Here is a 15,498-nt window from a genome sequence, read left to right as displayed (position 1 = left end):
GGGATAAGTTTGCATTGTCATGCCGCCTGGGGATGATACTCACTGCGCTTATTTTACCGATGGATGCCGCAGCACAGTTGCCGGGCGTAATCAGTCAACCGCTGGCAAACGGCGGACAAAGTTGGTCACTACCGGTTCAGACGTTAGTTTTCATTACCGCCCTGACTTTTATTCCCGCCGCCTTGCTTATGATGACCAGTTTTACCCGCATTATTATCGTGTTGGGTTTATTGCGGAATGCTTTAGGCACCCCATCGGCACCGCCTAATCAGGTTTTACTTGGACTGGCGCTATTTATGACGTTTTTCATTATGTCGCCGGTTTTCGATAAAGTTTATCAAGATGCGTATCTGCCTTTCAGTGAAGATAAAATCAGTCTGGAAACCGCATTAGAAAATGGCGCCAAACCATTACGGCAATTTATGTTGCGTCAGACAAGGGAAAACGATTTAGCGCTATTTGCTCGTCTTGCTGATCAACCGCCATTTGAAACCGCCGATTCCGTTCCTATGCGAGTACTGATGCCGGCATTTATCACCAGCGAATTGAAAACCGCTTTTCAGATTGGTTTTACGCTGTTCATCCCATTTTTGATTATCGATCTGGTGGTCGCCAGCGTATTAATGGCATTGGGGATGATGATGGTGCCTCCCGCCACCATCTCACTGCCCTTCAAGCTGATGTTATTTGTCTTAGTTGACGGCTGGCAATTACTACTGGGTTCTCTGGCACAGAGTTTCTACGGTTAACCTGAAAAGAGGCAAACATTATGACTCCTGAATCAGTCATGGCATTGGGAACAGAAGCCATGAAAGTCGCGCTGGCGCTGGCTGCGCCGTTGCTGTTAGCGGCTTTATTATGTGGTTTAATCGTGAGCTTGCTGCAAGCGGCAACACAGGTTAACGAAATGACACTCTCATTTATTCCCAAAATTCTGGCGGTATTTGTCACTACCGTTATCGCCGGACCTTGGATGCTAAACCTATTTCTGGACTACATGCGTGAACTCTACAGCAGCATACCGGTGATAATTGGCTAATTATGATCGCTTTTAACAGTGAGATGCTGATCCAGTTCGTCAGTGAATTTTTCTGGCCGCTGGTTCGGGTGCTTGCGCTGTTCAGCACTGCGCCATTATTCAGTGAAAAACAGGCGCCTAAGAAAGTCAAAATCGGGCTGGCAGTGATGGTAACACTGCTTTTGATGCCAAACCTGCAACCTGCGCAAGTGCCTATTTTCTCTGTTGCGGCATTCTGGGTGATGCTCCAACAAATCCTGATTGGGGCATCCCTTGGCCTGACGATGCAAATTGCCTTTGCCGCCGTGCGTCACGCCGGTGAAATAATTGGTTTACAGATGGGGCTTTCATTCGCGACCTTTTTTGATCCCTCCGGCGGCCCCAATATGCCTATTTTGGCACGAATCTTTAACCTCTTGACCTTACTGTTATTTCTGGCCTTTGACGGTCATCTATGGCTATTATCGGTTCTGGCAGATACATTCCGCATTATTCCCGTACAACCATTGCAACTCAGCGCCCAAGGATTTTTACTACTAGCACAAAGCGCCAGTATGATATTTATCAACGGCATGATGCTGGCTCTGCCATTAATTACGCTGTTATTAACACTGAATTTATCATTGGGGATTTTAAACCGGATGACACCACAACTCTCCATCTTTGTGGTCGGTTTTCCGTTAACACTGACTACCGGTATATTAGTACTCACGCTTTTAATCCCGATGTTAGCGCCATTTACCGAGCGTATGTTTAGTGAATTATTTAATCGGCTGGCAGTCATTATAAGTGGGATGGTTATTTAAAGATATTTTTTAAAACAAAGTTTATCTAGAAAAAACCTTCCGTATTTTATACGATATAAATCGTACTGTTTTATGCTATAATATCTTATCGATAAGTAAAAGAATGCGTGTTTTAATTACTTTCAGAGATTTTATTAACACAGAAAAATAAAATAGGTTAACGAGATAGGAGCAGTAAATTAATGAATATAGAACAAGAGCTATATCATGCCGCAGTTAACTTAATTGAAAAACGATACCCAAAGGGATGGGGTGGCGCTGCCGCGGTACGGACAGAATCGGGCAAAATCTTAACCAGCATTGCCCCTGATACCAAAAATGACGCCTTATCCCTTTGTATGGAAGTTGGCGCCTATTTAGAGGCGCATAAACTGAATGAAGCGGTAACACACTCTTTATGTCTCTGCCGCGAAGATGCCGGTTGTGAATATATCATTTTGACACCCTGTGGAATATGTCAAGAACGTCTGGTTCATTGGGGAGGCTCCGTAAAAGCGGCGGTAACTAATGAGAAAAACGAGCTGTTATTTAAAACCATACGTGAACTGCAACCTTATCATTGGTCAGCCGTTAATGGAGAAAAGCTCTAATATATGTGATTTATTTTAACTTAATTATTTTCTTTTATTTTTAAGTATTCCAAATAATTAATACTCAGTACCACAGTTGTATTTTCTTTTTTCAACAAAATAGACACTCATCGGAAAGCTTAATTCGTTCAGATTCTAAGCATTCCAATTATCAAAAGAAGTGCAGATTTTTAATTTCTATGGCTATAGCATTAAATATTTCGGGTATATTTTGATTGTAAAATATTAGGTTATTTATTACTACCAACTGTACAAAAATAGTTAACCATCTGAGTTATAAGAACATTTAATTATTCCTTTTGTGAATTAAACTATAATTAACGCGAATTATGATAAATCATCTACCATAATTCAATATGTTGCTTATGAAATAATATTATATAATTTAAGGAAAAAACATGAGTCTCAAGCCCCAGAATGATTTTAAAGCCTTTTCTATCAGTAATAATGCAAATGTAGTAAGCCAAGAAAGATATGAAGAAAGCCGGAGTTTAAAAAATGGGTTTCCACCAGATAATGTGACTACTCATGAATTAAATAAGGTGTTACGTCAGTCGTCCACGATATCCTCTGTTGTTGCTAACTTTATCGCAACACACTCCGGAGGAGATGATGTTCTGGATGATGGTGATATAGCTAAACTCACGGCCCAATTAAATAGTGCGTTAGAGAAAAAAATCACAACAGAAATTCCCAATACCTCATTAACACAAAAAGGGATTGTTCAACTTACTAACAAGACAGGCGATAGTAACACACTCGCGGTAACGCAGAAGCTGGCTTCCGATATAAATGATAATGCTAATAATAAACTGGCAAAAGACCAAAACGGCGCAGACATTCCTGATAAAAATGAGTTTGTGAAAAACCTCGGTTTAATGGAAACCGTGGAATTGGCTAAAAGCGCTGCTCCGAAAAAATCTCGTGATGCGTTTACATGTGGCAGTCTAGACGTAGACGCAGATCATGAATATGCAGGATTGAGATTGATAAAAAAGGACGGAAAATATGTACAGATAGCAACTAATCCCGATGGGCAGGACCCGCTAACCATCTATTATCGTGACAATGCAGGTAATACCATCTATTACGCAAATTTACAGAAGAAATCCGGTACGTTAGCAACACTTAATGATGTAATTAACACGGATGGTGGAGTTGTTGGGAAAAACTCATATTCTACAATCGATAACTTTGATAATGTTCGCCCGAACTCAACATACTTCGGCTATGCTAATGAAACAATGAATGCTCCGGCTGAGACCGGAGCAGGAATTAGATTTTCACATTCAGCGACTGGACCATTTAAATTGTACGATTTAATGATCCACTCAGCGTATGGAAGCGGTACTTTATATTACAGGTCGAAAAACGGCGATGGCGCTGGCAAATGGAATCCGTGGTACATGATCTGGTCAACACTCAACGCTAAACCTGACTCTAATGGATTCCTCAAGAGAGCCTCCCCGATAGTAGAAATTTACCCCGATGGCACATTTACAACGAACGATGAATCAAAAGGTACAAAAGTCACAAAAGAGGGAACAGGCACCTACCGCATATCAAATATTTCCGGTTACAACGTAGATAAAGGATGGGGTGTACACGGTGGTATCTCAGCACCGAAGGATAATAATGGGTTAGAGCTGATTTTTGTCGATGATAGAGTTCAATGTGACGGCTCTATCATCATTGAAACCTTCCACCGTCAACACTCACATTTACCTGAAAGATTCCAGAACTGGCGCCTCAAATCTATTGATGACAATGGAGACAGAGTATTTTACGAAGACGGAGAACCTTGTGATATTCCAAAGAATTGTCGCTTAGATGTTCGTGTCCAGATGCCAACTGACTCAATTTGAAATCAGCGGCAACGGGTAGCAGAAAAGTTAAATCGATAACTTCTCATCATCAGCGCCAGGCATTTGAACACGGACTGATACAAATCTTCCGGGAGGAATATCAATCAAATCACCATTAGTATAGCCCTCTCTCGCATTTATGGCGAATACTGGCGCGTCTGGGTGCTCTCGGTGGTAAGTCATCAATTTGATTGTACCATCGGGCAGTACTTCGTAATCCACCCAAATCAGCGGCAATTTATTTTTGCATAACGGTATTTCAATTCCACCATCAACACCACCCCACATCGCATCAGCATTAAATCCAAGAACTCCCTTGATAATGTAAAGGCCCTCTGAAAGATGCTCGACTGTTGCACCTTTTGACTCGTCGTTCGTTGTGAATGAACCGTCTGAGTAGATTTCTACTATCGGGGAGGATTTCTTAAGGAATCCATTAGCGTCGGGTGTTGCAGTAGATCCTGTCCAAACATGTTCCCAGTTATTCCACGAGACGCCATCAGTTTTTGCTGATCGTATATAGATGATATTTTTATATGCACTAAAAGCTAGCTGTGTAGACCAAGCTTTGCTTCCTATATTCATATATTTCATTGCCTTGCTCTCTGGGTTGTCGGGCGGTAACGGAACTGAACCTCTTGAATAAAACCCATTTGTTCCCGCCAAACTTGCTAATGCTTGGGCTGGCTCTAACTCAATCGGTGCTCCTCCCAACCCAAAAGCCCCAATATCCATTTTCCCATCAATAGCTTTTTCCATGTTTTTCACGATTTCCACTAAACCGAGGTTTTATATAACCATCAACTGACATCAATCATTAGTTAAGCAACATTTAAACGGTATGGAATAATGTCAAAATCATATTCATCTGTATGCCAATTAATGACCAAAATGACGATTTACTGTGAAAAGTAGTGATAAGAGCAAATTGTAAGCGAAAAAATAAAGCCGACTAGTTCTGGCTTCACCTTCAACCCTACCCCGAAGGTGGGATTCTACTTTTGTATGGAAATAGGCGCCTATTTAGAAGCCCATAAACTGAATGAAGCGGTAACACACTCTTTATGTCTCTGCCGTGACTTACTTTATCGCCAAGTATTAACTATTTCCAATGGTTAATACTTGGTTATATTAAATGCAATCATCTTTATATTTTAACAAATATTATCACCAAGATACTAAACCAATAAATTAATCATCAAGATATGTTAATTTAAAACTTTAATAAACTAGAATTAAAACAATAATTATCATCTTCATTTATTAATTTAACTAAGGATTTTCAATATATTATTTAACTTATTAAAGATACTTTAAATAAATAATTCACAATATTATTTATGAGAATAAATAAGAGACAATAATAAATTTTTTACAATAGGTGACACTATTCGGATTTAATTTTATCTAAATATTATATTTTACCGTCCCTCTGGTAGTATTCTACCCATTTAAGCACTACACTGTACTTACTTTGTAACACATTACGATGGAATCATTAGCTATGAGCGAAACTACTTTTACCTTTAGGGTTGATGATACCCTGAAAAATGACTTTACCACGGCAGCGAAATCACTCGATCGCAAAGGTGCACAGCTACTACGTGACTTCATGCGCGATTTCGTGCGTCAGCAACAAGAAGCGAGCGTTCATGATGCTTGGCTCCGCAGACAAATAGAAATAGGCCAAGCTTCTGCCAATGCCGGCAATCTAGCGCCAGCCGACCAAGTTGAGGCTAAATTTTTAGCCCGCCGCAAAACCACACTCCGCCGTTTTGAGGCCAAGTAATGTAATTATTCTGGACGCCAGAAGCCATTCAAGACCGTGAAGAAATATATAACTACATTGAGGCAAGTAACCCTTTAGTAGCTATGCCCTGCTGTTTGATATTTAATGTGGCATTGATGTCTCTTATCATGTTCAAGACCGTATTCAGGGCAGTGCCAGAAACGCACTTTTAAGGGTATTTCCGGTATTTTGTCACCACAGCAACGACACGTTTTCAAACTGGCGTACCATTGTTCAAACCTGACGATATACACGCCTTTCTGCATATCCATTAATTCATTTTTCAAAGTGTTAAAAACGATAAAAACAACGGTAAAACGTTATACCGATTAAAACCATAATTAAAACAATAACTTTTAATAACAGTTTAAAACCTGCCTGTCATAAAGCCCAGGGTGGGATTTAATTTTTTTCTTGCCTTAGATTCACATAGTAAATGCAATTAAATCTTCTTTTAAAAAATTGCATTTATTGAATTAAATCTGTCCTCGATATAGTATGCTTAATACTCTTGTATTCTCATTTCTAAATGATTATGGCAGGTTAAACCAAGTGGGGGGCTACCCCAGTCAGCAGGGAGAGCATGACTTATATAGTAAATATAACCGGATTTTCGTGGAGAAAAAGATGACAGTAACCACTATTATTATCTCTCTCATTGCTGTAGGACTTATCGGCTGGGGGATCACAATTTATAACCGGCTGGTTGCTCTGAAAGAGCAGACAAGCAATACATTTGCCAATATCGATGTTATTTTAAAACAGCGTGCAGAACAGATCCCGCAGCTTGTGACCGTGCTGGAAAAGTCTATGGAACATGAACGTGATATTTTTACTCGGTTAAGTGATGCACGGCAGGGATATCTTAATGCCAATACCCTCACGGATAAAATCAAAGCTTCCAATGAAATGAACAATGCATTCCGATCTGTACTGGCGGTAGCTGAAAACTATCCGACACTGATTTCAGGTTCCCAATTTTCACAATTGCAGACATCGGTGACGGATCTAGAAAATAAAATTGCTCATCGCCGCGAAATGTTTAATGATGCAGTAACGGAGTATAATACGGCGATTTATCTATTCCCTGATCTGATTTTTGCCCGCATGTTTCATTATCAGAGGCTGCCTTTATTAGAAATCTGTCAGGCAGAAAAAGCCTATGACGGTATCAAGTTTAAATAAATCAGATGGTAAACCTTATGATGACCATGATATTTTTTACTTTTATTTTTGTTTTCTCCTGTGTATTAATCTTTTCGTTTGGGAAAAACGCGGCAGAGTATTATAGACAAGCACGGCAGTCCGGTAAATTTGCCAGCAAGGAAATTTGGAAAGTGATTTTAGGCTCGGCGGCTATTGCCATTTTTCTGATTGCCTTTTTTGTTTCACCCGGCGCCTTATTTGGCTTAATTTTATTACTATTTATCTATAACGGTCTGAAAACAACACCGGAAAAAAAATTCCTTAAATTTCAGAAAATTTTGCCCACATCAAAAATCCGTTCAATCGCTATGGGCTTGGTAAAAGTAGAAGGAAGAATAACAGCGGGAACTCACTTTAAAAGCCCTCTGAGTAGAAAGCTATGTTATGGCTATCGCTATTATGAATATGATATCACAGAAGATTCAGAAGGCGATAAACGTTATTCTTTGCGTCATTCGGAAGAAAAAATCCGTCGGTTTACTTTAACCGATGATTCAGGATCAGTCCGTATTGATGCAACTCCAGAAACGTTGACACTTGTGAATTTTTCTTCTTATCAGAACTATGAAACCGATTCCGTTTCTTACCAAGAGTACTTGTTATTTCCAAATGAAGAGTATTCAATTATTGGTACAGCTATTGAAAAAGACGATCAAGTTGTTATTACTCAGGCGGCTCCTCACAGATTACTGGGGATTGCCTCTAAAGGATATTTAGGTGCCTGGAATGAAGTTGCGCCAATGCGCCGTAATCTTGCAATTACTGTCATTAGCGCGGCAATCCTGATTGCTTTTATTCTGACCGTTCCTTATGAGTATCAGTCTCATCATTTAACGGTTTTTTATCGTGAATCTCCATTATTGAAATGGTTATTTTAGAGATAACAGCAATGGGTGGATATATTCTCGCTTTTCTTATTCTGGCCGTCATTCTGATGATCGCGGTTCGTTATCTCGTAGGCGTTTTTAATAAAATCGTTATGTTAAAAAGATACCGGGATAAAGCGTTTGCCAATATTGATATTTTACTGAAAAAACAGGTTGATTTAATTCCTCAGCTTATCACGATAACAGAACAAGCAATGGCCCATGAAAAATCGCTCTTTCTGCAACTATCAGAAGTCAGGAAAAACTACCCCAGTGCAAAAATAACTGATGAAAAAGTGAAAATAGGTAATACATTAGCACACCAGTTGCTGTCATTTCTGATAATTGCAAAAAACTATCCGGCCCTAATCAGTCAGCCATCTTTTCAACATTTGCAAGCGCAGATCACTCTGCTGGAAAATCAGATTGCAGACAGACGTGAATTCTTTAATGAAAGTGTTACTCTTTACAATACCGGAATCCGGCAGTTTCCCAATATCATTTTCGCCCGGATATTAAGATATAAACCTAGCCCAATGCTGAACCCCATGCAAGGATAAAACCCATGTTTACCATTCCATTTGATTTATTCGGATTTGTTGATGCCATCCGTGGTAATCCGGGTATTTTAATCGTCACGGCGATTTTCGGCCCTGTGGGTGCAATGTTATGCCTAATTCCCTTTGCTCGAATATCGGTAATTAGCCAGGTTATTCAGACACTGGCTATCAGTCTATTAACCTCTGCTTTTATTAATTTACTCTGTGTCGCGGTCATTTATTTAATCTTTAAAAACGATATTATCCGCTTGTTCTGGAGCTTGATTATTGTCCAAACAGCCTGTTTGTCTTTTTGGTTTATTAATAAAGAAGCCGTGTTTGAACTGGCTGAAGAGGATGACGCCATGCGCCAAAGACATTCGAAAATAGAAAGAAAAAATAATACCAAGAAAAAGAAAAGAAAGCAGAGGAAATAAACATATATACTCTATGGATTTCAAGATGCATCGAGACGGCAAGGGAGCGAATCCCCGGGAGCATAGCGAACTATGTGACTGGGGTGAGCAAGTGCAAACAACAAAGAGGCAGCTTGAAAGATAATGGGTATAAACAACAATCTTTTATTTAAGGGGTAAACCCCTTTAATTTAATTAGGAATAAAATCAATATAAAAAAACAAATAGAAACTAATATTCATTTCTATAATCACATTTAAAACAGAGAAAGAATTTTATTAAAAAATAAATTCCAATCATCATAAAATTTATATCTGATTTCATCATAAAAAATTGAACTCTACTGGGCGAAACCTTATTTTTCTTCTTAAAATATAAGACTTTCCCTTGATGACATAAGAATAAATACTTATATTTTGAGTATCCAAAGCGGATATGCTCTTTTAAAATAGGGAAAGAAATGGTTAAAGTCATTTGGTCTAAGGCTGCAATCAAACAGCTAACGAGGATCGATACTCGATATCAGAAGACGATAAAACAAAAGGTGAGTTCGCTAACAGATTTTCCTCTTGTTGGCCTGGATATCAGAAAATTATCAGGATTCGATAACAGACATAGGCTCAGAGTTGGCGATTATCGGGTTTTGTTTGAATTACTGGATGGAGAACCTAATATCCTAGAAATTCAGGAAATTAGGCGACGCCAGATAAAAACCTATTAACAAATAGGTGAATTTTCCCATTTAACCATTTACCTCTAAGGGCTACGTAACTACGTAAATATACGGAGCAAAAGAATATGGCTAGTATTCAATTTATTACAGACGAGCATGGCAAAAAACAAGCCGTTATTTTGCCAATGGACGAGTACGAAAGACTGTTGGCAGCTGCGGATCATGATGAAAATTATCAAATTATTCCCTATACAACGGGACCAAATGACGATGAAACTATTCCTCATGAAGTCGTTTCTATCATGGTAGACGATGAAGTTTCACTACAAGCCGCTTGGCGCATTTATCGTGGACTATCACAAGCTGAGGTAGCGGAAAAACTGGGTATAAAACAAGCTGCCGTTTCTCAGTTTGAGAAATCAGATCGCCCACGCAAAGCAACGATTGAAAAATTAGCGGATTTATATGATTGCCGAATAAGTCAACTAGTGCTCGATTGATTAAAGTTAGTAAAAATTTACCAATACGACCAGGGTGAGATCTCACCCTGCTGTTTTCCCACCAATGAAATTGCTTCCGGTATACCCCCCGCTTCATCAACCACTCAAATATCCCCTATCGGTTCAATCTGGTTATAATGAAAAACCCATTTCCCGACTTTTAACACTAATTTTGTGAATATAAGGGTCCGGGGTTTTACAATCACAAACAGCGCTGCGCATATTAACTGAGAATATATTTTTTCCTTAACCAATATTAACGCTACCACCACCAATCACAACTCCACCACAACTCACTGCATCACCGGTTCTCGCCGCAGGTTTACCATCAACAAAAACGGTACTGGAACCACCGGCAATTATGCGTGAATGAGATGAATGTGGCGCTAAACTATCGCCCTGACGAGCTAAAGGAATACCATCAACTTTCACGCTGGTCGATCCCGAAATAACCGATGTCGCTCCACAATCATCATGCGCTGTGCCAATATCACCAATCTTTACCGCATTACCCATATTTCTTCCCCCATATCTGGCAGAATTAACATAATTAGTCTTTATCTTGCGTAACCGATAATAGCTTTCTTTTGCTGTTCCCATCAAGAAAAAATATCGGGTCAAATAACCCGATATTGCCACCATTAAATCACCTGAACAAAACGGCCATTAATTAATGAAAAGATTGGTGCGACAGTAGCCAAAACCGTCTCTCCATCTTCCTCATCAACGTAATAGTAGGATATTGGAGAATTCTTTAAGTCTGACTTATTCACTAACCTAACCATTCTACCTTGGTTCATTATCTTAACCCGGTAGTCATCCCAGTTAATTGGTATCATTTTGAAACTTTTTATTTTGATCCTACTATAAACAGATTGATCAGCAAAAACACTCTCTTCACTTTCATTAGTAGCCCAAGCCCAGGCTTTGAGCGCAACTTTTTGTTGATCACGGAGTGTATTCAAGTCCTTAGCATTATAGGCCCTCCAGGCAGCCATATAAGCCTGTTGCAATTGCTGACGTTGCTCTGGAGTATCGGTATAAGGGGTTGCTTTCTCCCATTCCCATTCAGGTAAGTCACTAATTTTTACATTCCTGCTAAATCGATATAAGGTCATATTGGGTGGAAATTTCCGGCTCTTAAAGAATTTTTTATCTTTATGCCCAGCTTCCACATTTTCTGCCTGTATCACATGACGCACCACTGGTGTACTAATAGCAGCATATTTCGCTTCATTTGCGGGTGTCATTGCCACAGGTTGACCATTTTTATCAATTGCCACTTCCATCGCTGTCAACACCTCACTCTTTTTACCACGCATAGCAGTTAGTTCCAGCGTGCATTTAGCTTCAGGATTAAAGTGATTGCGAGTTTTATCTGGCATTTCACTTGGAGAAAACCAATCCAGCGCACCAAACTCCAGACTGATTTCATTTTCACCATTAGCCATTAATAACATAGATGCTGTACTACCGGTACCAAATCCCCGGCCTTCCCGAGCCGAATTACGGTTATCCATTCCCGTTACGCCATTGGTTTTAATATCACAAAAGGCATACTGAATATCGAATAAACTGCGAATATACAACTGCGGTTCATTTGCATTAGCACCTTGCATTACCATCACACCTAAACCTGACATAGTAATCACGCCTAATAATAGCAATACCCATTTTAATTTCATTTTATCCTCACATTCCGGGTAACCCGGTGATAAGTGGAATATTACTCAACTTTAATATTAATCAAATCCACAATCCCAGTGTCGTTTTACAATCACCAAATGCTGTATCGATATTACCGACTTTTATTGCATTTCCCATCCTTAGGAAAAATATCGGGTCAAATAACCCGATATTGCTACCCATTAAATTACCTGAACAAAACGACCATTAATTAATGAAAAGATTGGTGCGACGGTAGCCAGAATAGTATCGCCATCTTCATCAACATAATAGTAGGATATTGGGGAATTTTCTGGATCTGATTTATTCACCAATCTGACCATTCTGCCCTGATTCATTATTTTAACGGTATAGTCATCCCAATTAATTGGCTTCATTTTGAAACCTTTTTCGTTGATATCACTGTAAGCAGATTGATCAGCAAAAATACTCTCTTCACTTTCATTAGTAGCCCAAGCCCAAGCTTTGAGCGCAACTTTTTGTTGTTCCATAAGAGTATTTATATCTTTGGCATTATAAGCCTGCCAGACCGCCATATAAGCCTGTTGCAATTGCTGACGCTGTTCAAGTGTATCCGTGTAAGGGGTTGCTTTCTCCCATTCCCATTCAGGTAAGCCACTAATTTTTACATTCCTGCTAAATCGATATAAGGTCATATTGGGTGGAAATTTCCGGCTCTTAAAGAATTTTTTATCTTTATGCCCAGCTTCCACATTTTCTGCCTGTATCACATGACGCACCACTGGTGTACTAATAGCAGCATATTTCACTTCATTTGCGGGTGTCATTGCCACAGGTTGACCATTTTTATCAATTGCCACTTCCATCGCTGTCAACACCTCACTCTTTTTACCACGCATAGCAGTTAGTTCCAGCGTGCATTTAGCTTCAGGATTAAAGTGATTGCGAGTTTTATCTGGCATTTCACTTGGAGAAAACCAACCCAGCGCACCAAACTCCAGACTGATTTCATTTTCACCATTAGCCATTAATAACATAGATGCTGTACTGCCGGTACCAAATCCCCGGCCTTCCCGAGCCGAATTACGGTTATCCATGCCCGTTACGCCATTGGTTTTGATGTCACAAAAGGCATATTGAATATCGAATAAGCTACGAATATACAACCTCGGTTCATTTGCGTTAGCACCTTGCATTACCACCACACCTAAACCTGACATAGTAATCACGCCTAATAATAGCAATAACCATTTTAATCTCATTTTATCCTCACATTCCGGGTAACCCGGTGATAAGTGGAGTATTATTCAACTTTAATATTAATCAAATCCACAATCCCAGTGTTGTTTTACAATCACCAAATGCTGTATCGATATTACCGACTTTTATTGCATTTCCCATCCAGAAAAAATATCGGGTCAAATAACCCGATATTGCTACCCATTAAATTACCTGAACAAAACGGCCATTAATCAATGAAAAGATTGGTGCAGTGGTAACTAGAACCGTATCACCATCTTCATCATTAACGTAATAAGATATTGGGGAACTCCCCGGGTCTGATTTATTCACCAGTCTGACCATTCTACCCTGATTCATTATTTTAACCCGGTAGTCATTCCAATTAATCGGTTTCATTTTGAAACTTTTTTCTTTGAAATCATTATGAAAATCTTTGTCAGCAAAGATATTCCCTTCACTTTCATTAGTAGCCCTAGCCCAGGCTTTGAGGGCGATTTTTTGTTGATTACGGATAGTATTCACATCTTTTGCATTATAAGCCTGCCAAACAGCCATATAAGCCTGTTGCAATTGCTGGCGCTGTTCAGGTGTATCCGTATAAGGTGTTGCCTTCGTCCATTCCCATTCAGGTAAGCCACTGATTTTCACATTACGACTAAACCGGTATAAGATCATATTGGGTGGAAATGTTCGAATATCAAAATAGTTTTCGTCTTTATGTCCAGCCTCTATACTGTCTGCTTGTACCACACGAAGTACAACTAGTGTACTAATAGCGGCATATTTAGGTTCATCCGCAGATACCGTTGCTACGGGTTGACCATTTTTATCCACCTCTACTTCAATAGCCGTCAGTACCTCACTCTTTTTACCGAGCATGGCTGTCAGTTCTAACTTGCACTTCGCTTCAGGATTGAAATGGCTGCGGACTTTATCTGACAAAGTATCCCGAGAAAACCAGCCTAGTGCCCCGAACTCCAGACTGATTTCATTTTCACCATTAGCCATTAATAACATAGATGCTGTACTACCGGTACCAAATCCCCGGCCTTCCCGAGCCGAATTACGGTTATCCATTCCCGTTACGCCATTGGTTTTAATATCACAAAAGGCATATTGAATATCGAATAAGCTACGAATATACAACCTCGGTTCATTTGCGTTAGCACCTTGCATTACTACCACACCTAACCCTGATATAGTAATTACGCCTAATAATAGCAATACCCATTTTAATTTCATTTTATCCTCACATTCCGGGTAACCCGGTGATAAGTGGAATATTATTCAACTTTAATATTAACCAAACCCACAATCCCAGTGTCGTTTTACAATCACAAAATGCCGTATCGATATTACCGACTTTTATTGCATTTCCCATCAAGTAAAAATATCGGGTCAAATAACCCGATATTGCTACCCATTAAATTACCTGAACAAAACGGCCATTAATTAATGAGAAAATCGGCGCAACAGTAGCCAAAATCGTATCTCCATCTTCCTCATCAACGTAATAGTAGGATATTGGGGAACTTTCTGGGTCTGATTTATTCACCAACCTGACCATTCTTCCCTGGTTCATTATTTTAACAGTGTAGTCATTCCAATTAATTGGTTTCATCTTGAAACCTTTTTCATTGATATCACTGTAAGCAGATTGATCAGCAAAAATACTTTCTTCACTTTCATCAGTCGCCCAAGCCCAAGCTTTAAGCGCAATTTTTTGTTGTTTCCTAAGAGTATTTATATCTTTAGCATTATAAGCCTGCCAGACCGCCATATAAGCCTGTTGCAATTGCTGACGCTGTTCAAGTGTATCCGTGTAAGGGGTTGCTTTCACCCATTCCCAATCAGGTAAGCCACTGATTTTTACACTACGGCTAAATCGGTACAAAGTCATATTAGGAGGAAATTCTTTCGGATTAAAATACTTTTTCTCTACATGCCCATCTTCTACATTTTGAGCCTGTACCACATGGCGTACCACCGGTGTGCTAATTGCAGCATATTTAGCTTCATTCGCGGGTGTTATTGCCACAGGCTGACCATTTTTATCAATTGCCACTTCTATCGCTGTCAACACCTCACTCTTTTTACCACGCATAGCCGTCAGTTCCAGAGTGCATTTGGCCTCAGGGCTAAAGTGATTGCGGTCTTTATCTGATAACGCATCTGAGGAAAACCAACCCAATGCGCCAAATTCCAGACTGACTTCATTTTCACCATTTGCCATTAATAGCATGGAAGCTGTACTGGCGGTACCAAGTCCCCGGCCTTCACGGGCTGAATCTCGGTTATCCATTCCCGTTACGCCATTGGTTTTAATATCACAAAAGGCATA

At 39.6% G+C, this 15,498-nt stretch carries 20 protein-coding genes; 12 read left to right on the top strand and 8 right to left on the bottom strand.

The window, feature by feature from the left end; all coding sequences use genetic code 11:
* The first annotated feature begins 32 nt into the window (after positions 1–32).
* The 5 genes from fliP (at position 33) to EAE93_RS24275 (ending at position 4,279) form a co-directional block, all read left to right on the top strand.
* Complete coding sequence (gene fliP, locus EAE93_RS02030) at positions 33–749, top strand: flagellar type III secretion system pore protein FliP (protein WP_214039016.1); 717 nt, start codon at positions 33–35, stop codon at positions 747–749.
* Positions 750–769: 20 nt separating this feature from the next.
* Positions 770–1,039, top strand: a complete 270-nt coding sequence (gene fliQ, locus EAE93_RS02025) for a flagellar biosynthesis protein FliQ (protein WP_011146199.1) — start codon at positions 770–772, stop codon at positions 1,037–1,039.
* A 2-nt stretch (positions 1,040–1,041) separates the two neighbouring features.
* On the top strand, positions 1,042–1,824 hold the full coding sequence (gene fliR, locus EAE93_RS02020; protein WP_214038969.1) for a flagellar biosynthetic protein FliR: 783 nt from the start codon (positions 1,042–1,044) through the stop codon (positions 1,822–1,824).
* Between the two features lie 182 nt (positions 1,825–2,006).
* Positions 2,007–2,414 (top strand): cytidine deaminase, encoded by a 408-nt coding sequence (locus tag EAE93_RS02015; RefSeq protein WP_040154662.1) that lies wholly within the window; start codon positions 2,007–2,009, stop codon positions 2,412–2,414.
* 398 nt (positions 2,415–2,812) lie between these two features.
* Positions 2,813–4,279: a phage tail protein gene (locus tag EAE93_RS24275; protein WP_250150840.1), complete on the top strand. Its 1,467-nt coding sequence runs from the start codon at positions 2,813–2,815 to the stop codon at positions 4,277–4,279.
* Positions 4,280–4,306: 27 nt separating this feature from the next.
* Here EAE93_RS24275 and EAE93_RS02000 read toward each other — a convergent pair whose 3' ends face one another.
* Complete coding sequence (locus EAE93_RS02000; protein WP_214038968.1) at positions 4,307–5,038, bottom strand: phage tail fiber protein; 732 nt, start codon at positions 5,036–5,038, stop codon at positions 4,307–4,309.
* Between the two features lie 745 nt (positions 5,039–5,783).
* Between EAE93_RS02000 and EAE93_RS01995 the strand changes: the two genes are divergently transcribed.
* Complete coding sequence (locus tag EAE93_RS01995) at positions 5,784–6,068, top strand: CopG family ribbon-helix-helix protein (RefSeq protein WP_110087124.1); 285 nt, start codon at positions 5,784–5,786, stop codon at positions 6,066–6,068.
* Between the two features lie 74 nt (positions 6,069–6,142).
* On the opposite strand, the gene EAE93_RS01990 is transcribed toward EAE93_RS01995, so the two are convergent.
* A complete protein-coding gene (locus EAE93_RS01990) occupies positions 6,143–6,340 on the bottom strand; it encodes a zinc ribbon domain-containing protein (protein WP_157297619.1) in 198 nt (65 codons plus the stop codon).
* Between the two features lie 355 nt (positions 6,341–6,695).
* On the opposite strand from EAE93_RS01990, the gene EAE93_RS01985 reads away from it, so the two are divergent.
* The 6 genes from EAE93_RS01985 (at position 6,696) to EAE93_RS01960 (ending at position 10,268) form a co-directional block, all read left to right on the top strand.
* A complete protein-coding gene (locus EAE93_RS01985; RefSeq protein WP_110087125.1) occupies positions 6,696–7,253 on the top strand; it encodes a LemA family protein in 558 nt (185 codons plus the stop codon).
* Positions 7,254–7,270: 17 nt separating this feature from the next.
* A complete protein-coding gene (locus EAE93_RS01980; RefSeq protein ID WP_214038967.1) occupies positions 7,271–8,152 on the top strand; it encodes a hypothetical protein in 882 nt (293 codons plus the stop codon).
* Positions 8,153–8,163: 11 nt separating this feature from the next.
* Positions 8,164–8,700 carry a LemA family protein gene (locus EAE93_RS01975; RefSeq protein ID WP_214038966.1) on the top strand — a complete coding sequence of 179 codons (537 nt, stop codon included), beginning with the start codon at positions 8,164–8,166 and terminating at the stop codon, positions 8,698–8,700.
* 5 nt (positions 8,701–8,705) lie between these two features.
* Entirely contained in the window at positions 8,706–9,116 is a 411-nt protein-coding gene (locus EAE93_RS01970) for a hypothetical protein (RefSeq protein ID WP_036807474.1), read from the top strand.
* Positions 9,117–9,555: 439 nt separating this feature from the next.
* Positions 9,556–9,816: a type II toxin-antitoxin system RelE family toxin gene (locus EAE93_RS01965; protein ID WP_036807473.1), complete on the top strand. Its 261-nt coding sequence runs from the start codon at positions 9,556–9,558 to the stop codon at positions 9,814–9,816.
* A gap of 77 nt (positions 9,817–9,893) precedes the next feature.
* Positions 9,894–10,268, top strand: coding sequence for a helix-turn-helix domain-containing protein (locus EAE93_RS01960; RefSeq protein ID WP_011146193.1), 375 nt, complete (start codon positions 9,894–9,896; stop codon positions 10,266–10,268).
* 246 nt (positions 10,269–10,514) lie between these two features.
* Here the strand turns inward: EAE93_RS01960 and EAE93_RS01955 are convergent, their stop codons facing one another.
* The 6 genes from EAE93_RS01955 to EAE93_RS01935 form a co-directional block, all read right to left on the bottom strand.
* Entirely contained in the window at positions 10,515–10,784 is a 270-nt protein-coding gene (locus EAE93_RS01955) for a type VI secretion system PAAR protein (protein ID WP_036783358.1), read from the bottom strand.
* A gap of 125 nt (positions 10,785–10,909) precedes the next feature.
* On the bottom strand, positions 10,910–11,953 hold the full coding sequence (locus EAE93_RS01950; RefSeq protein ID WP_214038965.1) for a hypothetical protein: 1,044 nt from the start codon (positions 11,951–11,953) through the stop codon (positions 10,910–10,912).
* A gap of 61 nt (positions 11,954–12,014) precedes the next feature.
* Entirely contained in the window at positions 12,015–12,137 is a 123-nt protein-coding gene (locus tag EAE93_RS24995; protein ID WP_265340068.1) for a hypothetical protein, read from the bottom strand.
* Positions 12,137–13,177: a hypothetical protein gene (locus tag EAE93_RS01945; RefSeq protein WP_214038964.1), complete on the bottom strand. Its 1,041-nt coding sequence runs from the start codon at positions 13,175–13,177 to the stop codon at positions 12,137–12,139. Before EAE93_RS01945 ends, EAE93_RS24995 begins: the two co-directional genes overlap by 1 nt.
* Before the next feature lie 181 nt (positions 13,178–13,358).
* Complete coding sequence (locus tag EAE93_RS01940) at positions 13,359–14,399, bottom strand: hypothetical protein (protein WP_214038963.1); 1,041 nt, start codon at positions 14,397–14,399, stop codon at positions 13,359–13,361.
* A 181-nt stretch (positions 14,400–14,580) separates the two neighbouring features.
* Positions 14,581–15,498, bottom strand: a 918-nt coding sequence (locus EAE93_RS01935) for a hypothetical protein (protein ID WP_214038962.1), incomplete at its 5' end; no start/stop codon positions are given.

Origin of the sequence: Photorhabdus akhurstii (assembly GCF_018448925.1) — a bacterium.
In the GTDB taxonomy this organism is placed as follows: domain Bacteria; phylum Pseudomonadota; class Gammaproteobacteria; order Enterobacterales; family Enterobacteriaceae; genus Photorhabdus; species Photorhabdus akhurstii.
Note: the sequence above shows the minus strand (reverse complement) of the source record. Positions and strands in the feature narration are given on the sequence as shown.